Raw genomic sequence first — 20,431 nt, 5'->3', positions numbered from 1 at the left:
AGCGGCTTTTAGGGCTTGCGCCCTTTACCCCTCTCTGTCGCTTTCGCGACATCTCCCCCTCAAGGGGGGAGATTGTGGGCTGCGGCGCCGTGCGCATCACCTTGACCCCGATCGCGGCACTTCTGCTAACCAAATTCCGTCCCGCCTCATTGTCTCTTGCGCACAAGCCCCCATATCCACCCCAAACGCCGGTGACGGCCGGCCAGAATGGGGACTTGCATTGGATTTTCTTTATATCGCGCTCGGGCTCGTCGGGCTTTACTTCGGAGCGGAATGGCTGGTTTCAGGCGCGGTCGCGACCGCGCGGCGGATGGGGATCTCGCCGCTGGTGGCCTCGCTGATCATCGTCGGCTTCGGCACCTCGCTGCCCGAGCTTCTGGTTTCCATCCGCGCAGCACTTACCGGCGCGCCGGGCATCGCGCTGGGCAATGTGGTCGGCTCCAACATCGCCAATATATTGCTGATCGTCGGCGCTGCGGCGGTGATCTTTCCGATTTCCGGATGGAACCGGGATGTGCGCCGCGATGCCATCGCCATGACGGGCGCCTCCATCCTCCTCCTGTTCCTGGTGCAGTTTGACGTGATCGGGCGGACGGCAGGCCTGGTGCTGCTGGCGCTGCTCGCGCTGTTCCTCTACCGCACCTACCGCTTCGCCGTCGCCACCGAGACCAAGCCCGAACTGCCGGCCGATGGCGCGATGCCGGTCTGGAAGATGGCGGTGCTGATCGTCGCGGGTCTGATCCTGCTGATCATCGGCGCGGAACTCCTGATCCGCGGCGCGACCGAGCTTGCCGCCCATTTCGGCATATCGGACGCCGTGGTCGGCCTGACGGTCGTGGCGCTCGGCACCAGCCTGCCGGAGCTCGCCACCGCCGTCGTCGCCGCCCTCAAGCGCCACTCGGACGTGGCGATCGGCAATGTCACCGGCTCCTGCATCTTCAACGTGCTGTGCATCATCGGCGCCACCGCCGTGATCGCGCCGCTGCCCGTGCCGGAAGGCTTCGCGACCTTCGACGTGCCGGTGATGCTGGCCGCGACGGTGTTCTTCGCGCTGATGCTGTTCTTCGCCCCGAAATTCCACCGGGCGACGGGCGCTGCAATGCTGGCCGCCTATGCGGGCTATATCTGGGCGCTTGTGTAGCCTTGTGTAGCGCGCCCCGCCCTCACGTCGCGCCTTGCTAAACATGATAATAATAGTCATATTAAAGCGATGAACAAACGACCAGAACCGAAGCGCTTCGAGGTCCTCTCGACGGCGCAACTCACCCCGAACATGCGACGCGTAACCATTGGCGGCCCCGCCATGGCGAAGTTTCCACCCCACCAGGACGGCGGCTATGTGAAGCTGATGCTGCCCGGCGCCGGTGAAAAGCCGATGGTGCGCACCTACACGATCCGCCGCCAGACGGCCGACGCCCTCGACATCGATTTCGCGCTCCACGGCGATCACGGCAGCGGCGGACCGGCCGTGTCATGGGCGCAGACCGTAAAGCCCGGCGAGACGATCACCGTCGGCGGACCGGGCCCGGCCAAACCGCTTGCGCCCGGCGCAGACTGGTATCTCGTCGCCGGCGACATGACCGCGCTCCCCGCCATCGCCGTCAATCTGGAGGCCCTGCCCGATGATGCCGTCGGCGACGCGGTGATCGAGATCCAGAGCGAAGCGGACCGCCAGGACCTGCCCCACCCCGAAGGCGTCACCCTGCACTGGCTCATCAACCCCGAACCCGGCCATCACCCGCAAAAATTCGAAACCTTCGTCCGCGCCCTCCCCTGGCGCAACGGCCGCGTCTACGCCTGGTGCGCCGCCGAATTCGAAACCATGCGGCGGGTGCGGGCGTATCTGAGGCAGGAACGCGGGCTTGGGCCGGACCAGCTCTATATTTCCAGCTACTGGAAACAGGGGCTCGGGGAGGATCAGCACCGGGTGGTGAAACGGGCGGATGCTGAGACGGCAGCCGGGTGAGAGGGGCAGCAACGTGGTATGGGGCTGGCAGCTTGGATTATGTAAAAATTTGCGCTTTGGTGTTGAACTCTGATTGTGAAGGTAAGCAGCTGCAATGGGGCCGGCTGCTGACAGCTGGCTTTCCGCCTCGCGATTGACAGAGCTGACACTCGCGGTCGGCAGGCGCATGGTCACTTGCGGCCCATTCCGAGCTTTCATGCCGAGTTGGACGAATAATCGATGCCAGTTCAAACACGATGTTCGGTCGCGACGGAAATCGATATGGAGCAAGACGTAGGCTTTTCGGTGATGCTGAAGAAGGTGCTGCATCTGCGAAATGACCGCAGGGCGCAGCCGGTTTCGCAACACTGATTTGCCTACTGAGTGACTTAACTCTTTCTGATAACTCGATTCTGAATAAAAAATTGTCGGCCTTTTGGAGTAAGTGTCATAAATTCGGCAACACTGCCGTTGGTCGTTTTGCTAACCATAGTTTTTATCAGCCCAAGCGCTTCAAGCTGCACTTTAATCGTTACCCTGTCCGTACCATTCATTGACGAAATCTTATATCCGAATTCAACTTCGTTCGCGGCCTCTTTTAAAGCAGATAAAATTGCGGCATCTGTTTTCGCCCTGTCGAGTTCACCAGCCACAGCAACAAAAATCTGCCTCCAAGTGAGATCAATCGTTCTCTGTGTGTAGCGTGTTCCCCTGGAAGAAGGAGGATTATACGATGTGGTAAGACGCACTGTAAATGTATCATCTAAATCGGCAATGTCCTCAATTTCGGAACTTCCGGACGCTTGGAGCGTCTGTATCTTTTCCTTGAGTTCAGCATTCTCCTGAAGTGTTTTATTACTTTGCTCTAATAGGGTATCGCTCGCTGCGCTATCTCCACGGATCCACCCGACTTGAGGGAAATCGCTAAACGCGTGTATCAACGACTTAAGGACCAGCGGCTCTAGCTCCTGTCGACTCCCCCAAGACTTGACCAATCGACCTGTCATCACCTTTTCTCTGAAGTTGTTTAAAGCCTCGACAACCTCGGGGTCGACATCACTTTTTCCCACTGGAATAGCTGCCGGATCGCTATGCACAAAGGCTACAACGACCTTTCCGGTTTCAACCGCGTAATCATATTCGCGTTCGGTGTAACTTATGCCGTCTGCGTCCATGGACCCGTAGCGCCCACCCATTATCAGAAGATAATAGTCGCACTCATCAATCACCTTTTTAATGTATTCGAGTTGACCAATATCCGCCGCCGGAAACAACTCCATGCCAGCAGGAATATGCTTCAAATCCAAAATATTTCGGATGGCGTCTTGCCGCTCTTCAAATAAATCCCGAAACGTTGAGGAAACAAAAATTTGATATTTCTTTTGCGACATAATCACTTTCCTAGCCAAGTTAACTACACAACAGTCAGGACTTTTTCGGCCCATTTTTGCGCATAAGATTGCTTTCCCGGCGCTTCATGTCCAGCCCAACAAGCTGCCGCGCAGCGTAAGAAGAGGCCAAGGTGTCCAGCGCCAAGTTCCGGCGACGTGAAATCAACTCCAGGCCGGCATGCAGCAGCCCCGGCTGAACTTAGTAATCAGTCGTTCCGCACATGATTGGTAGAAATGTTCGCCAGGCGGGTTTTCCGAGTACAGCATAGGTTCACCGTGGACAAAGCGCTGGTGTACTCCCAGCCTCGCCGATCAGTGCCAGATGGATCGTCCATGCCGTGGACTTTTTTTGGAAAGACCGTTCTGGAGGCGCAGAGCTGGCCTTGCCCTCAACCACTAACGCCCCTCCTTCCAGCTCACCCCTTGCATTCCGCCCGAAAATCCGTATAAGCCGCTCATCCAAAGGTCCGGTCTTCAGGCTGGTGGCTGAACGGAGGGCTGTTTTCGCTGTGGCGGAAATGCCTGGCGCGGTAAAAGCGCCTGCCTCCCGTGTCGCCGCTCTCGACCGTCTCGTCTAACGCTTTTCTTGCCGGGGTTTCCCCTCAGGAGCAGTCGTTGAGGCTTAGCCGCCGAAGTCCGGGTCCTGGAAACGCAAGAAAGGCATATATCAATGGCACTTTACGAACACGTGTTCCTGGCCCGCCAGGACATCACGGCCCAGCAGGTTGACGCCATCGTCGAGCAGTACAAGGGACTGATCGAGGAAAACGGCGGCAAGGTCGGCCGTATCGAGAACTGGGGCCTGAAGTCCCTCACCTACCGCATCAAGAAGAACCGCAAGGCGCATTACGCGCTGATGGACATCGAAGCGCCTGCTGCCGCGATCCACGAAATGGAACGCCAGATGCGCATCAATGAAGACATCCTGCGCTACATGACCATCAAGGTCGAAGCGCATGAGGAAGGTCCGTCGGCCATGATGCAGAAGCGCGACCGCGACGACCGTCCCCGCCGTGATGGCGGACGCGACGGCGGCCGTGACAACCGCGGCGGCGACCGCGGCGAACGCCGCCCGCGCTTCTAAGAGCTGGCGCTCTTAGATTTTGTTTTTGCGCAATGTCCGGACGCAAAACCGGTTCCCACTTTTGCTGGAATTGCTCCGGTCGCAAGATTAAAGGATAATTACAATGGTAGCCATCGCTTCTATCCCGACGCGTCGCCCGTTCAACCGCCGCCGCAAGACCTGCCCGTTCTCCGGCGCCAACGCTCCGAAGATCGACTACAAGGACGTGCGTCTGCTGCAGCGCTACATTTCCGAGCGCGGCAAGATCGTGCCCTCGCGCATCACCGCCGTCAGCCAGAAGAAGCAGCGTGAACTGGCCCGCGCCATCAAGCGCGCCCGCTTCCTCGGCCTTCTGCCCTACGTCGTTTCGTAAGGTTCGGCTTTAAGGTTTTGGCGGGCGGGGCGGCTTATGCGTCCCTCGCCCGCCTCCCTCTCCGACGTCATCCTCGGGCTTGACCCGAGGATCTAACCACCCCTCAAAGCGACAGGCGTTCGCGCTCGTCTCGTAAGGGGCAAGGACCGAGGCAGGACCCGCAGGCTCCGCTCGCGTCAGACGTGATTAGATGCTCGGGTCAGGCCCGAGCATGACGGATGGGGAGAGGAATGTGGACTATCGAGGGGTTCACCCCTCTCTGTCGCTTTCGCGACATCTCTCCCTCAAGGGGAGAGATTGTTGGAAAGCGGCGAGACTGGAGGGCAACCTCCCTCAGGCTCCGGCGCGGTGGGCGCGCAGCAGCCGAGAACATAACCCAGGTTGGGAAACCAGGTTTTCCCTAACTGCTTGAACAGCAGGACAGCGAGATGAAGACGCTTAACGCAAGAACATTGCTGATCGGTGCGCTTTCCGGCGTGGCAGCCTTCGCGCTTGCCTATGCCGCCGGCGTGACCGTGCTGTTTTCGACGCTGCTTGCCGCCGCCTCCGCCCTTCCCATCCTGATTGCCGGTCTCGGCTATGGGCTTATCCCCGCGATCGTCGGCATCGTGGTTGCCGGCGCGCTGGGTCTCGCGCTCGCCTCGCCGTTCTTCGCGCTCTATACGCTCGCCGTCACGCTGATCCCGGCCGGCTGGCTCAGCCATCTCGGCAATCTCGCGCGCCCGGCCTCCGAGATCGGCGGCCCGGACGGCCAGATGGCGTGGTATCCGCTCGCCGACATCATGATGCATCTCTGCGCCGCCGTGACGCTGGCGCTGATCGTGGTCGGCGCGGTGGCGGGCTACGGCCCCGACACCACCGGCCAGGTGATCGACGCCGTGATCGACGCTCTGAACTCCGAAAACCCCGAACTCGCCCTCGAACCGGCGCTGATCGCGCAGTACAAGGCGATGTTTGCCGTGCTCCTGCCTATGGTGCAGGGCGCGACCTCGGTGATCCTGCTGTTCGTCGCCTTCCATTTCGCCAGCCGCATCGCCATCGCCTCGGGCCTGTCCAACCGCCCGCGCGAGGATGTGGCCGTGGCGCTGCGGATGAACACCAACGCGATCTTCGTGTTCCTGGCCGCGCTGGTGGTGACGTTCTTCTTCGGCGGCCCGATCGGTCTGATCGGCGCCGCCTGCCTCGGCGCCTTCGGCGGCGGGTTCCTGCTTGCCGGCCTTGCCCGCATGCATTTTGCCGCCCGCGGCAAGAGCTGGGCCGTGCCGGTGATCATTCTCTCCTACCTCTCGCTGATCTTTACCTTCCCGGCCCTGGTGTTCGTCGTCATGGGCCTTCTCGACACGCGTCGGGCGATCGCTCTTTCACCGGGCGCGCCCACCAACAACAATGATGATGATGAAAGGAATGAACCATGGACGTAATTCTGCTTGAACGCATCGCCAAGCTTGGCCAGATGGGCGAAACCGTAAAGGTTCGCGACGGCTATGCGCGTAACTACCTTCTGCCGACCGGCCGTGCGCTGCGCGCCAACGCCGCCAACAAGGCCCGGTTCGAGGCCGAGCGCGCGGTGCTCGAAGCCCGCAACCTCGAGCGCAAGAACGAGGCCCAGAAGGTTGCCGACGTGCTGGAAGGCAAGTCCTTCATCGCCGTGCGCGCCGCCGGCGAAACCGGCCAGCTCTACGGCTCGGTTGCCGCTCGTGACGTCGTTGAAATCCTCGCCGAAGAGGGCTTCAATGTCGGCCGCAACCAGGTCGAGCTGCATGCCCCGATCAAGACCGTCGGCCTGCACAATGTCGCGCTGCACCTGCACGCCGAAGTCGAGATCACCATCGAGCTGAACGTCGCCCGCACCAAGGAAGAAGCCGAGCGCCAGGCCAAGGGTGAAGACCTCACCTCCGCCGACGCGATCTACGGCGTCGACGAGGACGCGCTGCGCCCCGAAGACTTCTTCAACCCGGATGCCGATTACGATCTGGACGACGAAGCCGAAGAAGCCCCGGAAGCCTCCGAGGAAGCCGGCGAAGACGAAGACAAGTAAGGCGTTTGGCCTTGCCGTATTGAAGTGCCCGGCCTCTCGCGAGGCCGGGCATTTTCTTTCGGAGTAGCCCCACGACTTCAATCTCCCCCCTTGAGGGGGAGATGTCGCGAAAGCGACAGAGAGGGGTATAGGGCATAAGCCGCATACACTGTGCGTGCGGAAAGGGTTCACCCCTCTCTGCCCTGCCGGGCATCTCCCCCTCAAGGGGGGAGATTGACCGCGCGGCACTTCCTCGTGATCACATGAGCGCCGTGGACTGCACCCATGCACTGCATTTGGCTTCAGCCGCGCGCGATGTATAATCGCCATGATCGTGTCAAGGCGTTGACGCGACTCAGTGCCCACCGTCGGGGCGATTATTTTTTCGACCTGTGGAAAGCGGGTAGACTGGGGAGCGTTCGATGCGATCGCGGGAATGTCTACGCGACTCAGTGACGATCATCTATGCTTCGCCAAACCAGTCGGGAACCTCCGGAAAGCCACCATGAACGATCTTGCGCCATCCTTCCAAGCCGCCGCACCGCAACGCGAAGCGCCGAACAATCTGGAAGTCGAGCAGGCGCTTTTGGGCGCGATTCTGGTCAACAACTCGGCCTTTTACCGGGTTTCGGACTTCCTCAAGCCCGAGCATTTCTACGAGCCGCTCCACCGCAAGATCTACGAGCTCGCCGGCGACACGATCCGCATGGACAAGATCGCCAACACGATCACGCTCAAGACCCACCTGCCGGCAAACGTGAAGGTCGGCGACCTGACGGTGGCGCAGTATCTGGCGCGCCTTGCGGCCGAAGCCGTGACCATCATCAATGCCGAGGATTACGGCCGCACGATCTACGATCTCGCGATCCGCCGCCAGTTGATCGAGATCGGCGAGGATGTCGTCAACACCGCCTATGAAGCGCCGATCGACATGCCGCCGTCCGAACAGATCGAGGAGACCGAGCGCAAGCTGTTCGCGCTCGCCGAAACCGGCCGTTACGAGGGCGGGTTCCAGACCTTCGAGAACGCGGTATCGATTGCCATCGACATGGCCGGCAAGGCGTTCGAAAGCGACGGCCACCTCTCCGGCATCTCGACCGGCCTTGCCACGCTTGACGCCAAGATGGGCGGGCTGCAGCGCTCCGACCTGATCATCCTTGCCGGCCGTCCCGGCATGGGCAAGACCTCGCTCGCCACCAACATCGCCTGGAACGTCGCCTCGTCCTATGAGCCCGAAGTGCTGCCCGACGGCACGATCGAGGCCAAGCAGGGCGGCGTCGTCGCCTTCTACTCGCTGGAAATGTCCGGCGAGCAGCTCGCCACCCGTATCATTTCCGAACAGACCGAGGTCTCGTCCTCGAAGATCCGCCGCGGCGATATCACCGAGGCCGATTTTGACAAGCTGGTCGCCTGCTCGCAGACCATGCAGAAGGTGCCGCTCTATATCGACCAGACCGGCGGCATCTCGATCGCCCAGCTTTCCGCGCGCGCAAGGCGGCTGAAGCGCCAGCGCGGGCTCGATCTTCTGGTGGTCGACTATGTGCAGCTCATGACCGGCTCCAAGAAATCCGGCGAGAATCGCGTGCAGGAGGTGACGGAAATCACCACCGGCCTGAAGGCCCTAGGCAAGGAACTCAACGTGCCGATCATCGCGCTGTCCCAGCTCTCCCGTCAGGTGGAAAACCGCGAGGACAAGCGCCCGCAGCTCTCCGACCTTCGCGAATCGGGCTCGATCGAGCAGGACGCCGACGTGGTGCTGTTCGTGTACCGCGAGGAATATTACGTCCAGAATCTCGAGCCGCGCGACCCGGACGATCCCGCCTATGACGAGTGGAAGATGAAATACGACAAGGTCAAGGGCACCGCCGACGTGATCATCGCCAAGCAGCGTCACGGACCCACCGGCACGGCCAACCTCGCCTTCCAGGCGGCATACACGCGCTTTGCCGATCTGGCGGACCCATCCTATTCAAGTTTTGACGAATAATTCTGTCTCGAACGCGATAATCGCGCTATACATGCCGTAACAACGCAACGAACGGCAGTTTCATGACTGAATATTCGAATGAATTCATGGAGACCGAAATCGGTTTCGATGCCGCCCCTGCCCGGCTGACGGTCGATCTTTCGGCGATCGTCAGCAACTGGCGGACCATGCGCGCGCTCTCGGGCAAGGCCCGCACCGGCGCGGTGGTCAAGGCGGATGGCTACGGGCTCGGCATCGAGGATGTCGGCGAGGCGCTCTATGAGGCGGGTGCGGCCGATTTCTTCGTCGCCGTTCCGGAGGAAGGCGCGACGCTCAGGCGGTTTGCGCCCGAAGCCCGCATCTTCGTGCTGTCGGGCATGTGGCCCGGCACGGAGGCGGTGTTCTTTGAAAACGGCCTCGTGCCGGTGGTGGCGAGCGAGGAACAGCTCGCCTTCTTCTTCGCCGCGATCGCAGATTATGGCGATTACCCCTGCGCGCTGCAGGTCGACACCGGCTTCAACCGGCTCGGCCTTTCGCATGACGAGGCGCTGCGGCTTGCCGCCGACGGCGCGCGGCCGGCAAGCTTTTCGCCGGTTCTGGTTCTTTCTCACCTTGCCTGCGGTGATGATGCGGCATCTCCGATGAACCGCGCGCAACTGGCGCGCTTTCGCGATGTCGCCAAAGCCTTCGAGGGCATCGAGGCGAGCCTTTCAGCCTCCGCAGGCATTCTGCTCGGAGAGGATTATCATTTCGATCTGACCCGGCCGGGCATCGCGCTCTATGGCGGTGATTCGGCGCCCGGTGCGTCGAAACGGCTGAAACCGGCCGCCACGGCGGAAGCCCGAATCATTCAGACGCGCTTTGCCCGCAAGGGCGAAAATGTCAGCTACGGCGCAACCCAGCAGCTTGCCCGCGACAGCCGGCTCGCCATCGTTTCGGCGGGCTATGCCGATGGTTATCTGCGCGCCAAATCGGGAACCGGCGTACCGCTGCGCGAGGCCGTTCCCTCGGGCGGCATGGGCTTTGTCGCCGGCCATCGCGTGCCAATCCTCGGCCGCATCACCATGGATATGACAATTTTCGACATTACCGATTTGCCCGAAGGCGCGGTCAGGGCGGGCGACTACGTCGAGCTCTTCGGCCCCAATATCGCGCTTGACGATGCTGCGGCGGCGGCCGGAACCATCGGGTATGAATTGCTGACCTCCCTTGGCTTGCGCTATAACCGCCGTTATATCCAGCCGGACTGAAACCGCTCCCGAAAAGACGAGACCTTGGCCAAACCGAAAACCCAGTTCATCTGCCAGAATTGCGGATCGGTGACGCCGCGCTGGTCCGGACGCTGCGATGCGTGCGGGGCTTGGAACACCATCGTCGAGGAAAACCCGACCGCCGGCATCGGCGGCGGTCCCGCCCGCTCGCCGAAAAAAGGCCGTCCGGTCGCCCTCGTTCCGCTCGACGGCGAAAGCGAGGAAGCGCCGCGCATCCACAGCCGGATCGCCGAACTCGACAGGGTCACCGGCGGCGGTTTTGTGCGCGGCTCGGCGGTGCTGGTCGGCGGCGATCCCGGTATCGGCAAGTCGACGCTGCTTATGCAGGCGGCCGCGGCCCTCGCGCGCCAGAACCAGCGGGTGATCTATGTCTCCGGCGAGGAAGCGATTGCCCAGGTGCGCCTTCGGGCAAAACGGCTGGGCGCTGCCGACGCCCAGGTGCTGCTCGCCGCCGAAACCAATGTCGAGGACATCCTGGCGACGCTCGCTCATGGAGATCGTCCCGATCTGGTGATCATCGATTCGATCCAGACGCTCTGGTCCGACATGGCGGAAGCAGCCCCCGGCACGGTGACGCAGGTGCGCACCGGCGTGCAGGCGATGATCCGCTTTGCCAAGCAGACCGGCGCCGCCATGGTGCTGGTCGGCCACGTCACCAAGGAAGGCCAGATCGCCGGCCCCCGCGTGGTGGAGCACATGGTCGATGCCGTGCTCTATTTCGAGGGCGAGCGCGGCCATCACTACCGTATCCTGCGCACCGTGAAGAACCGCTTTGGCGCGACCGATGAAATCGGCGTGTTCGAAATGGGCGACAAGGGCCTGCGCGAGGTCGCCAATCCCTCCGAGCTGTTTCTCGGCGAACGCAACGAGAAAGCCCCGGGGGCTGCGGTTTTCGCCGGCATGGAGGGCACCCGCCCGGTGCTGGTGGAAATCCAGGCGCTGGTCGCGCCCACCTCGCTCGGCACACCGCGGCGCGCGGTGGTCGGCTGGGATTCGGCGCGGCTTTCGATGATCCTCGCCGTGCTAGAAGCGCATTGCGGCGTCCGGCTCGGCAATCACGATGTCTATCTCAATGTCGCCGGCGGCTACCGCGTTACCGAGCCGGCCGCCGATCTCGCCGTCGCGGCCGCCCTGATTTCGTCGCTCGCCGGCCTTGCCCTGCCCGCCGATTCTGTTTATTTCGGCGAAATCAGCCTGTCCGGCGCGATCAGACCCGTCGCCCACGCCGTTCAGCGCCTGAAGGAGGCCGCGAAACTTGGCTTTTCCAGTGCCGTTCTTCCGGCCGGCACGGTTGAAATTGCAACAGTCACGGGAAACGGGTTAAAAGGATTCGAGACTCTACCGGAGCTTGTGGCGGAAATTGCAGGCGGCAAACGGTTGGAGCGCACGAATGACGACGGCGACTTTTGAGTTCTCCGGAGTCGGTCCAACCAGAATCTGGCCGCAGGCAAGGCCGAAAGACGAGCGGAGCAATGAATGCCAGTGACCCTGTTTGACCTTATCGTCGTTTTGGTCGTTCTGTTTTCCGCGCTTCTGGCCATGGTCAGGGGTTTTTCCCGCGAAATCCTGGCGCTTCTGGCCTGGGGCCTGTCCGCCGCGATCGCCTATCTCGGCTATCCCTATCTCGCCCCGCCGCTTCAAAACCTGCTGAGCGACCCGCGTCTGGCGATGGCCGGCGCCTTCGCGATTATCTTTCTGGTGGCGTTGCTGCTTCTTTCGCTGGTTACAACGCGATTTGCCGACTATATTATCGACAGTCGCGCCGGCGTGCTCGACCGGTCGCTTGGTTTCGTTTTTGGCCTGCTGCGCGGTATTCTCATTCTGGCCGTCGCCGTTGCCTTCTGGAACTGGCTGGTCGGCGACGCGCAGAGCCCGGACTGGATCAGAAACGCGAAGTCCAAGCCGCTGCTCGATATTCTGGCCGACAAGCTCGAGGCCCTTCTGCCGGGCGGCGAAGAGATCGAGACTTATCTTGCGCCCGCGCAAGGCCGCGTGGTAGCCGAAATCGATGGTAAGACGATTGTGATCCTTCCGCCCGATGTACAGGCTTCGACCGAGGCTATATAAGTCGAGACGAATTTACAGCGGCCCCCTGCCCCGCCTTATCCGGACCAGATGATGAGCACCAGTTTTGACGTGAGCGACGATTTCAGCATTGATGACGATACGCTGCATGAGGAATGCGGCGTATTCGGCATTCTGGGCCACCCCGATGCGGCCGCGCTCACCGCGCTTGGCCTGCACGCGCTGCAGCATCGCGGCCAGGAAGCGGCGGGCATTGTTTCCTATGACGGCCAGCAGTTCCGCTCCGAACGCCATCTCGGCCTCGTCGGCGACCACTTCACCGATCCCGCCATGCTGGAGAGCCTCAGCGGCTCGATGGCGATGGGCCATGTGCGCTATTCGACGACCGGCGGAACCGTGCTGCGCAACGTCCAGCCGCTGTTTGCAGAACTCGGCGTCGGCGGCATCGCGATCGCCCATAACGGCAATTTCACCAATGGGCTGTCGATGCGGCGCAAGCTGATCTCCGACGGCGCGATCTGTCAGTCGACCTCCGATACCGAGGTGGTGCTGCACCTCATCGCCCGCTCGCGCGCCAAGACCTCGTCCGACCGCTTCATCGATGCCATCGGCCAGATGGAAGGCGGCTATTCGATGATCGCGATGACCCGCACCAAGCTGATCGCCGCGCGCGACCCGACCGGCATCCGCCCGCTGGTGATGGGCGAACTCGACGGCAAGCCGATCTTCTGTTCGGAGACCTGCGCCCTCGACATTATCGGCGCGAAATTCATCCGCGATGTCGAAAATGGCGAAGTGGTGATTTGCGAAGTCCAGCCCGACGGCACGATCTCTATCGACAGCCGCAAGCCGGCGTTGAAACAGCCGGAACGGCTCTGCCTGTTCGAATATGTCTATTTCGCCCGCCCCGATTCGATCGTCGGCGGCCGCAATGTCTACCAGACCCGCAAGAATATGGGCTTCAACCTTGCCAAGGAAGCGCCGGTGGAAGCCGATGTCGTGGTGCCGGTGCCAGACGGCGGCACGCCGGCCGCGATCGGCTACGCCCAGGAAAGCGGCATCCCGTTCGAGCTCGGCATCATCCGCAACCATTATGTCGGCCGCACCTTTATCGAGCCGACGCAGCAGATCCGCGCCTTCGGCGTCAAGCTGAAGCATTCTGCCAACCGGGCGGTGATTGAAGGCGCGCGCGTGGTGCTGATCGACGATTCGATCGTGCGCGGCACCACCTCGGTGAAGATCGTGCAGATGCTGCGCGAGGCCGGCGCCAAGGAAGTGCATATCCGGGTCGCAAGCCCGATGATCTACTATCCGGATTATTACGGCATCGACACGCCGGACCGCGACAAGCTGCTCGCCAACAATCACGAGACGCTTGCCGACATGTGCCGCTTCATCGGCGCGGATTCGCTGCAATTCCTGTCGCTCGACGGGCTTTACGAAGCTGTCGGCGGCCAGAAGCGCAACAACGCGCTGCCGCAGTTCACCGATCACCAGTTCACCGGCGATTACCCGACCCGCCTCCTCGACAAGGAGCATGAGGGCGAGTTTTCGAGGGTCGAGCTTCTGGCCGGCAACGGCTGAAAACACTTCCGGAGCATACCATGTCCAAACCACTTGAAGGGCGGTTGGCCGTCGTCACCGGCGCCTCCCGCGGCATCGGCTATTTCACCGCGCTCAAGCTTGCCAGCGAAGGCGCGCATGTGGTTGCCTGCGCGCGCACCGTCGGCGGGCTGGAAGAGCTCGACGACGCGATCAAGGCCGATGGCAATGGCTCGGCCACGCTGGTGCCGATGGATCTCGCCGATATGGGCGCGATCGACCGGCTCGGCGGCTCGATCTTCAAGCGCTGGGGCAAGCTCGACATCATGGTTGCCAATGCCGGCGTGCTCGGCGTCGTCTCGCCGCTCGCCCATGTCGAAGCCAAGGTGTTCGAGCAGGTCATGACCGTCAACGTGACAGCCACCTGGCGGCTGATCCGTTCGCTTGAACCGTTGCTGACGCAGTCGGATGCCGGGCGCGCTGTGCTGCTCTCCTCCGGCGTCGCCCATACCTGCCGCCCGTTCTGGGGGCCCTATGCCGCCTCCAAGGCGGCGGTCGAGGCGCTGGCGCGCACCTGGGCGGGCGAAACCGCCCATACCGGGCTCAAGGTCAACAGCGTCGATCCCGGCCGCACCCGCACCGCCATGCGCGCCCAGGCAGCGCCCGGCGAGGATCCGATGACGCTGCCGCATCCAAGCGAGGTTGCGGCCAAGATCGTGGGGCTGACGCGGCCGGATTTCACCGAAAGCGGCAAGCTCTATTCCGTCCGCGAGGATCGCCTCAAGGACTATCAGCTACCGCAATAAGGGGGGCCGGGCGATGCGCGAATGGCTGAACGAACCGGCCGAGTGGTCCACGGATGGCGCATCGCTGACGCTTGTTACCGACAAGGCGACCGATTTCTGGCGCGGAACCTTTTACGGCTTTACACGCGACAGCGGCCATGCCTGGCTCGAGCCGGTGACCGGCGATTTCTCCGCCAGCCTCACCGTCAGCGCCGATTATCAGGCGCTCTACGATCAGGCCGGCATCATGCTGAGGATCCACGAGACCTGCTGGATCAAGGCCGGGATCGAGTTCACAGACGGCCTAATGCATTTTTCGACGGTCGTGACCCGCGATGTCTCGGACTGGTCCGTGATCCCGCTTCATTCGGCCACGCCGGAAACGCCTGTCTCGATCCGCATCACCCGGCATGACGACGCCGTCCGTGTCCAGTTTCATCTCGGCGACGGAAAATGGCAGATGGCGCGGCTTTGCCCCTTCCCGGCTGACCACGCCATGGTGGGAATGACCGCCTGCACGCCGGAACGCGCCGGACTGAAAGTCCGCTTCAGCGCCTTCGAGGTCGGGCCGCCGATCGCGCGGCGGCTTCACGACTGATCAGATCCGGCGGATGCGCCAGTTCAGGATCACGGCGACCGCAACCAGGATGGCGGCCATCAGCGAAACCGCGCCGAAACCATCCGCCGCATAGAGCGCGCTCATCAGCAAGGGGCCGCAGAACACCGCGATATAGGTCGCGGTGATATTGAAACCGATCAGGATGCCGCGCGCAGCGGGATTGCGCCCGGCCAGGCGCAGCACGGTGAGGTTCAACCCGAAATGGTTGAAGAAGCCGAGAGCGAGCGTTGCCAGCAGCGCACTCCAGAATGCCTGTGTGGCAAAGGCCAGCACTAGATAGAGCGCGCTGGAACATGCCAGGATATAGGGAAACACCCGCGCCGGGCCGAGGCGATCCACGTGCCGCGCGGCAACGCCGCCGAGCCCGAAACCGATGCCATAGGTCAGAGCCGCCATGCTGGCCGCCGAGGCGCTGATGCCCAGCGTCTCGCGCATATGGTGGCCGAGCAGCGCATAGGCGCCATAAAAGGCGCTCATGAAGCACAGGCAGGTGACCAGCAGGCTGCGAACCCCGGCAATGCGCAACACCTGGAGTCTGGCTGGCCCCTTCGCGCGGTCGGGCTCAACCGGCTGGGAGGGTCGGAACATCGCAAAGGCCACGGCCTGCAGCGCGGCAATGCCGCCGAGCGCGAAATAGGCGGTGCGCCAGTCCAGCATGTCGCTGAGCGCCGCGGAGAGCGGCACCCCAAGCATAAGGGAAAGAGACCAGCCCGACAGCACGATGCCAAGCGAGCGCGCGCCCGCGCCTTCGGGAGCGATCCGCACCGCCTCCGAATAGATCGCCGGCAGCAGGATGCCCGTCGCGACGCCAACCAGCGCCTGACCGGCGGCGAGCCCCTGCCAGACCGGCGTCGCCGCCGAGCCGACAAAGCCGAGTGCCATCACGATAAACGCCGCTGAAAACACCAGCCGCGCATCGGACCGATCGATCATGCCAGAAAGAAAAAAGGCCGAGAGGCCGGTCGCCCCGCCGAAAGCCGAGATCGACCAGGTGATCGGCACGGCAGTGGTGTTCAGCGATGCGGCGACATCGTTCAGGATCGGGCTGAGGATGAACGAATTGGCGCCGATCAGAAAGACGCCGATAACCAACGCGGCAAGCCGCAGCCGGAATGTGAGCGGATTTGGCAAGGAATGACCTGTGGCAAGTGATTCACGAGCGACCATTATCGCCCGATCACTCTGCCAAGCAACCCGCCCTCCGGCGCGTCTGCCAACCGTATTTCATCGGAAGGCCGGGATGATCAGGCGATCACGGTGATCCGCCTGATTATCCAGATCCTTCGACGCTAGAACTTGTAACCGAGACCGACCTTCACGACGCTCTGCGATGCATCCATGCTGAAATTGGGATCCCAGCTGAAGCTCTTGTCGTATTTCGGGAAATCGCTGTAGCGATACTCGATGCGACCAAACAGGTTGTCGTTGAAGGCATGTTCGATGCCGGCGCCGACGGTCCAGCCGAGAATGGCCTGTTCGCCGGTGTCGAGCGAATAAAGCGCGGTCGAACCTACCACCTTGCCGCTGGCAACTTCGCCGCCCGCCGTGGCATAGATCAGGGTCCGGTCCATGGCGTAGCCGAGCCTGCCGCGCAGCGAACCGGCCCAGCCGCGCTCGAACTTGCCGACGGCCGGCTCCGGCGCACCGCTGATGATCACCTGAACCGTCTGGTCGTCCGAATTGCCGAAGTAATCGACTTCGCCTTCCACACCGACGACGACATCGTTCGAGAGCTGGTAATTATAGCCGAAGAAGGCGCCGCCAACCCAATTGTCAAAATCGAAACTGCTGTCGAGCAGTCGATAGGTATTGGCATTGGCCTGCGTCCAGTGATAGCCGAAGTTGGCGCCGAGATAGAAGCCGGTCCAGGTAAAGCCCTGCTGCTCGACGATAACGACATCCTCGACGACCGGCGGCGTGTAAACCACGTCAGCCGCCTGAGCACCGATGGCGGGCACGAACGCCGCCGCGAGAATTGAAATTCGCTTGATCATTTTATGTACCCCAGTTGCTCTTCCAGATTAAAAGGTAGGGCATAGAGTGCATTAGTATAGTTTAAATTAGATTATTATTTTTGGAAAAGCGTACATTGGTGCATGAAAGACACACAAAAATACCTATACCTCTGATTTAAAAAGATAAATTGAACATCAGTCTAAAATCGCAATTGATTTCTTATACTACTTATAGATGTTTTTTCTCGCCCATGTCGGCACACGGACAATACCCGCCTGCAAAGCAGGCAAGGCTTCAGGGCTAAAGGACCCTTGCGCAATCGGCGGCCTTGTGCGCGCTGCGCCAGCCGCCCGCGCACCAAATCTCCCGCCGGGCAGACCATCCCACTGCGCGCTGATTGAGGGAGCCCGGCACTGCGCTTTCTGGCCGGCGTTGCCCCCTTGCCGTCGCGATCTAGAACTTGTAGCCGAGGCCGACCTTCAGAAGGCTCTGGCTTGCCTTTATGCTGAAGTCCGGGTCCCAGCGAAAGCTGTGGTGGACCGACGGGAAATAGGAGTAGCGGTATTCGAGCCGGCCGAACAGGTGATCGGTAAAGGCTTGCTCGACGCCGGCACCGACCGTCCAGCCGAGCATGACCTTTTCACTCGTATCGAGGGAATAGGCCGGTACGCTGCCGGTAACGCTGCCCGTTGCCACTTCGCCGCCGCCAGTGGCATAGACCAGCGTGCGGTCGAAGGCATAGCCCAGCCGACCCCTGATCGAACCGCCCCAGCCGAGATCGAAATCACCGGTCCCGGTTTCGGGCACGCCGGCGATGATAATGTCGAGGGTCTGGTCATTGGCGCCGGCCGCGTAGTCGAACTCGCCCTCCAGACCGAGAACCAGATTGTTGTCAAACTGATAGTTGAACCCGAAGAACCCGCCGGCGAGCCAGTTGTCGAGCTGGAAGTCCTTGTCCACCAGACGCCAGGTGTCGGTTTCGGTATCAGTCCAGTGATAGCCAGCCAGCGCGCCGAGATAGAAGCCGGTCCATGTGAAACCAGTCTGCTCGGCAATGATAACTTCATCGGTTACAGGCGGCGGCGTAAACACGACATCCGCAGCCTGGCTGGCAGCGGCAGGCATGAAGGCCACAGCGCAAATCATCAGTCTATTGGTCATTTCTAAGCCCCCTGTTGCTTCAGCAATATGACTACATATAAAATCTATATTGGTAAAGTTTAAAACTTATTTATATTCTAAATATGACCATAATTTTATCTATAAAATTCTATGTTATTGTAACTATTTTTAGTTTATTAATTTATATATTAGTAATAATGATTTTATTTGGTGCTTGAATAGCGGTGAACTTCAGAATCCGCGTTGCGGGCTTGACGCCGACATCCCGACTCGCCATAACTCCGCGCATGAACACGGCCATCTGCACGATCTGCATCATTATTCGCTAGCGCTTCGCTGGCCGGCCGTTCTTGTCCTGAAAATCCATCCCAGACAGACGACCCGGCTCAGGGGCGCGGCTCGTCAATACGGATTTCGGGAGAGACGACATGGGCAATGCCCTCAGACTCTACAATACGCTGACCCGCGAGAAGCAGGCTTTCGAGCCGATCGATCCGGACAATGTGCGCATGTATGTCTGCGGGCCGACGGTCTATGACTTCGCCCATATCGGCAATGCCCGCCCGGTGATCGTGTTCGACGTGCTCTACCGGCTGCTGCGCCATCTCTATGGCGAGGACCACGTCACCTATGTGCGCAACATCACCGACGTTGACGACAAGATCAACGCGCGGGCCAAGCGCGACTATCCGGACCTGCCGCTGAACGCGGCGATCCGCGCCGTCACCGAGAAGACCGCCGACCAGTTCCACAAGGATATCGCGGCGCTCGGCGTGCTGCCGCCCACCGTCGAGCCGCGCGCCACCGACCATATCGACGGCATGGTGGCGATGATCCAGACGCTTCTCGACAAGGACAATGCCTATGTGGCGGAAGGGCCGGAAGGCAGGGAGGTGCTGTTCGACGTGCCCTCGATGCCCGATTACGGCAGGCTCTCGCGCCGCAACCTCGAGGACCAGCAGGCCGGCGCCCGCATCGCCGTCGAAACCCACAAGAAAAGCCCCGCCGATTTCGTGCTGTGGAAGGAAAGTGCTGCCGACGAACCCGGCTGGGACGGCCGGTTTACGGTCGATGGCCAACCCGTCGCGATCCACGGCCGGCCCGGCTGGCATATCGAATGCTCCGTCATGTCGGAAAAGCATCTCGGCGAGACCTTCGACATCCACGGCGGCGGCCTCGACCTGATCTTCCCCCACCACGAAAACGAAATCGCCCAATCCTGCTCCGCCCACGGCAACCATGTGATGGCCAACGTCTGGATGCATAACGGCTTCGTGCAGGTGGAAGGCCGGAAGATGTCGAAGTCCGAGGGCAATTTCGTGACCATCCATGATTTGCTGGAGACGCGCAAATTCGGTGATGTTCCGTGGAATGGTCAGGCCGTGCGTCTGGCAATGCTGACAACACACTATACTCAACCGATCGATTGGACTGTCGATCGTTTGGCAGCATCGTCAGCAAACCTCCATACGTTCGAGAGAATAATCCGAGAAGGATTGGGACTTCCTCCGGAAGGCCTAGAAACCGTGGAGGGGCTCGGTAACGGTCGTCCTTCTGCGAGGCTTCTGGAGTGCCTCGAGGATGATCTCAATACTCCGAGCGCTATCACACATCTTTCTGATCTCGTTCGAGAAGCCACACGCGGTGTTGGCAGGGGGCAAGAGCCTGCCCTAGCATTATTAAATGATTTGAACTTCTTGGGTCTCGACGTGTTGAGACATTCTTTTGATGAATTAAGCGCGTTTGACTCTCAAAAAGGAGATATCGACCGCAAAATCACCGAGCGCCTCGCCTTCATCCGCGACAAGAACTGGGCCGAAGCAGACCGCATCCGAGATGAACTCGCCTCTCAGGGAATCCAGCTAAAGGATTCAAAAGACAAGGAAACCGGCGAGCGCATCACCACATGGGAGGTGAAGCGGTGAACACCGTTGCGAGCCCCTCGCTCCCAACAATCTCCCCCCTTGAGGGGGAGATGTCGCGAAAGCGACAGAGAGGGGTAATGGGCATAAGCTGCAAACGCCGTGCTCTCGGAAAGGGTTCACCCCTCTCTGCCCCTGTCGGGGCATCTCTCCCTCAAGGGGAGAGATTATGGGCTGCAGACGCTTACGGAAGCAGAGCGTCCTTTTCGCCTGCCATGACGTCTCGGAATGGAAACCGGCGAGCGCGTCGCTACATGAAAATTCAAGCGGTGAACACAGTGGCTAGCCCCTCGCTCCAAACAATCTCCCCCCTTGAGGGGGAGATGTCGCGAAAGCGACAGAGAGGGGTATCGGGCATAAGCCGCAAACGCCGTGCTCCCGGAAAGGGTTCACCCCTCTCTGCCCCTGCCGGGGCATCTCCCCCTCAAGGGGGG

Annotated in this window: 18 protein-coding genes; 14 read left to right on the top strand and 4 right to left on the bottom strand. The window is 61.1% G+C overall.

Features of this window, described 5'->3' with window-relative positions; all coding sequences use genetic code 11:
* Positions 1-220: 220 nt before the first annotated feature.
* Both V6767_RS13350 and V6767_RS13345 read left to right on the top strand, forming a co-directional pair.
* Entirely contained in the window at positions 221-1,141 is a 921-nt protein-coding gene (locus tag V6767_RS13350) for a calcium/sodium antiporter (protein ID WP_448473944.1), read from the top strand.
* Positions 1,142-1,210: 69 nt separating this feature from the next.
* Positions 1,211-1,966 carry a siderophore-interacting protein gene (locus tag V6767_RS13345; protein ID WP_448473943.1) on the top strand — a complete coding sequence of 252 codons (756 nt, stop codon included), beginning with the start codon at positions 1,211-1,213 and terminating at the stop codon, positions 1,964-1,966.
* 368 nt (positions 1,967-2,334) lie between these two features.
* On the opposite strand, the gene V6767_RS13340 is transcribed toward V6767_RS13345, so the two are convergent.
* Positions 2,335-3,336, bottom strand: a complete 1,002-nt coding sequence (locus V6767_RS13340) for a DUF4062 domain-containing protein (RefSeq protein WP_448473942.1) — start codon at positions 3,334-3,336, stop codon at positions 2,335-2,337.
* A gap of 670 nt (positions 3,337-4,006) precedes the next feature.
* Here V6767_RS13340 and rpsF point away from each other — a divergent pair.
* The 11 genes from rpsF (at position 4,007) to V6767_RS13285 (ending at position 14,976) form a co-directional block, all read left to right on the top strand.
* The gene (rpsF, locus tag V6767_RS13335; RefSeq protein ID WP_448473941.1) at positions 4,007-4,420 is read left to right on the top strand and encodes a 30S ribosomal protein S6; all 414 of its coding nucleotides are present in this window, start codon (positions 4,007-4,009) and stop codon (positions 4,418-4,420) included.
* A 103-nt stretch (positions 4,421-4,523) separates the two neighbouring features.
* Positions 4,524-4,772: a 30S ribosomal protein S18 gene (gene rpsR / locus V6767_RS13330; RefSeq protein WP_018062978.1), complete on the top strand. Its 249-nt coding sequence runs from the start codon at positions 4,524-4,526 to the stop codon at positions 4,770-4,772.
* Between the two features lie 428 nt (positions 4,773-5,200).
* Entirely contained in the window at positions 5,201-6,193 is a 993-nt protein-coding gene (locus tag V6767_RS13325) for a DUF2232 domain-containing protein (protein ID WP_448473940.1), read from the top strand.
* The gene (gene rplI, locus V6767_RS13320) at positions 6,184-6,810 is read left to right on the top strand and encodes a 50S ribosomal protein L9 (protein ID WP_448429101.1); all 627 of its coding nucleotides are present in this window, start codon (positions 6,184-6,186) and stop codon (positions 6,808-6,810) included. The genes V6767_RS13325 and rplI overlap by 10 nt, the downstream gene beginning before the upstream one ends.
* Positions 6,811-7,294: 484 nt before the next feature.
* Positions 7,295-8,776: a replicative DNA helicase gene (locus V6767_RS13315; RefSeq protein WP_448429103.1), complete on the top strand. Its 1,482-nt coding sequence runs from the start codon at positions 7,295-7,297 to the stop codon at positions 8,774-8,776.
* 62 nt (positions 8,777-8,838) lie between these two features.
* Positions 8,839-10,005, top strand: coding sequence for an alanine racemase (alr, locus tag V6767_RS13310; protein WP_448473939.1), 1,167 nt, complete (start codon positions 8,839-8,841; stop codon positions 10,003-10,005).
* Between the two features lie 24 nt (positions 10,006-10,029).
* On the top strand, positions 10,030-11,436 hold the full coding sequence (gene radA / locus V6767_RS13305; RefSeq protein WP_448473938.1) for a DNA repair protein RadA: 1,407 nt from the start codon (positions 10,030-10,032) through the stop codon (positions 11,434-11,436).
* 66 nt (positions 11,437-11,502) lie between these two features.
* Positions 11,503-12,093, top strand: a complete 591-nt coding sequence (locus V6767_RS13300) for a CvpA family protein (protein ID WP_448473937.1) — start codon at positions 11,503-11,505, stop codon at positions 12,091-12,093.
* 51 nt (positions 12,094-12,144) lie between these two features.
* On the top strand, positions 12,145-13,635 hold the full coding sequence (purF, locus tag V6767_RS13295) for an amidophosphoribosyltransferase (RefSeq protein ID WP_448473936.1): 1,491 nt from the start codon (positions 12,145-12,147) through the stop codon (positions 13,633-13,635).
* A 20-nt stretch (positions 13,636-13,655) separates the two neighbouring features.
* Complete coding sequence (locus V6767_RS13290) at positions 13,656-14,399, top strand: SDR family NAD(P)-dependent oxidoreductase (protein WP_448473935.1); 744 nt, start codon at positions 13,656-13,658, stop codon at positions 14,397-14,399.
* Between the two features lie 13 nt (positions 14,400-14,412).
* The gene (locus V6767_RS13285; protein ID WP_448473934.1) at positions 14,413-14,976 is read left to right on the top strand and encodes a DUF1349 domain-containing protein; all 564 of its coding nucleotides are present in this window, start codon (positions 14,413-14,415) and stop codon (positions 14,974-14,976) included.
* On the opposite strand, the gene V6767_RS13280 is transcribed toward V6767_RS13285, so the two are convergent.
* From V6767_RS13280 to V6767_RS13270, 3 genes are all read right to left on the bottom strand, one after another.
* Positions 14,977-16,128 carry an MFS transporter gene (locus V6767_RS13280; protein ID WP_448473933.1) on the bottom strand — a complete coding sequence of 384 codons (1,152 nt, stop codon included), beginning with the start codon at positions 16,126-16,128 and terminating at the stop codon, positions 14,977-14,979.
* Positions 16,129-16,286: 158 nt separating this feature from the next.
* Positions 16,287-16,991 (bottom strand): outer membrane protein, encoded by a 705-nt coding sequence (locus V6767_RS13275; RefSeq protein ID WP_448473932.1) that lies wholly within the window; start codon positions 16,989-16,991, stop codon positions 16,287-16,289.
* 415 nt (positions 16,992-17,406) lie between these two features.
* The gene (locus tag V6767_RS13270; protein ID WP_448473931.1) at positions 17,407-18,114 is read right to left on the bottom strand and encodes an outer membrane protein; all 708 of its coding nucleotides are present in this window, start codon (positions 18,112-18,114) and stop codon (positions 17,407-17,409) included.
* A 389-nt stretch (positions 18,115-18,503) separates the two neighbouring features.
* Between V6767_RS13270 and cysS the strand changes: the two genes are divergently transcribed.
* On the top strand, positions 18,504-20,000 hold the full coding sequence (gene cysS, locus V6767_RS13265) for a cysteine--tRNA ligase (protein WP_448473930.1): 1,497 nt from the start codon (positions 18,504-18,506) through the stop codon (positions 19,998-20,000).
* Positions 20,001-20,431: the final 431 nt, after the last annotated feature.

The organism is Martelella sp. FLE1502, from assembly GCF_053484255.1.
The sequence above is the reverse complement of the archived record's forward strand: the minus strand, read 5'-3'. Positions and strand labels throughout refer to the sequence as shown.

What these genes read in the sequence shown, in the direction of transcription:
- V6767_RS13275 (WP_448473932.1), bottom strand. Translation starts at nt 16,991, where the DNA reads ATGATCAAGCGAATTTCAATTCTCGCGGCGGCGTTCGTGCCCGCCATC.
- V6767_RS13340 (WP_448473942.1), bottom strand. Translation starts at nt 3,336, where the DNA reads ATGTCGCAAAAGAAATATCAAATTTTTGTTTCCTCAACGTTTCGGGAT.
- rpsR (WP_018062978.1), top strand. Translation starts at nt 4,524, where the DNA reads ATGGTAGCCATCGCTTCTATCCCGACGCGTCGCCCGTTCAACCGCCGC.
- alr (WP_448473939.1), top strand. Translation starts at nt 8,839, where the DNA reads ATGACTGAATATTCGAATGAATTCATGGAGACCGAAATCGGTTTCGAT.
- V6767_RS13300 (WP_448473937.1), top strand. Translation starts at nt 11,503, where the DNA reads ATGCCAGTGACCCTGTTTGACCTTATCGTCGTTTTGGTCGTTCTGTTT.
- V6767_RS13325 (WP_448473940.1), top strand. Translation starts at nt 5,201, where the DNA reads ATGAAGACGCTTAACGCAAGAACATTGCTGATCGGTGCGCTTTCCGGC.
- V6767_RS13345 (WP_448473943.1), top strand. Translation starts at nt 1,211, where the DNA reads ATGAACAAACGACCAGAACCGAAGCGCTTCGAGGTCCTCTCGACGGCG.
- V6767_RS13285 (WP_448473934.1), top strand. Translation starts at nt 14,413, where the DNA reads ATGCGCGAATGGCTGAACGAACCGGCCGAGTGGTCCACGGATGGCGCA.
- V6767_RS13270 (WP_448473931.1), bottom strand. Translation starts at nt 18,114, where the DNA reads ATGACCAATAGACTGATGATTTGCGCTGTGGCCTTCATGCCTGCCGCT.
- rpsF (WP_448473941.1), top strand. Translation starts at nt 4,007, where the DNA reads ATGGCACTTTACGAACACGTGTTCCTGGCCCGCCAGGACATCACGGCC.
- rplI (WP_448429101.1), top strand. Translation starts at nt 6,184, where the DNA reads ATGGACGTAATTCTGCTTGAACGCATCGCCAAGCTTGGCCAGATGGGC.
- V6767_RS13290 (WP_448473935.1), top strand. Translation starts at nt 13,656, where the DNA reads ATGTCCAAACCACTTGAAGGGCGGTTGGCCGTCGTCACCGGCGCCTCC.
- V6767_RS13315 (WP_448429103.1), top strand. Translation starts at nt 7,295, where the DNA reads ATGAACGATCTTGCGCCATCCTTCCAAGCCGCCGCACCGCAACGCGAA.
- purF (WP_448473936.1), top strand. Translation starts at nt 12,145, where the DNA reads ATGAGCACCAGTTTTGACGTGAGCGACGATTTCAGCATTGATGACGAT.
- cysS (WP_448473930.1), top strand. Translation starts at nt 18,504, where the DNA reads ATGGGCAATGCCCTCAGACTCTACAATACGCTGACCCGCGAGAAGCAG.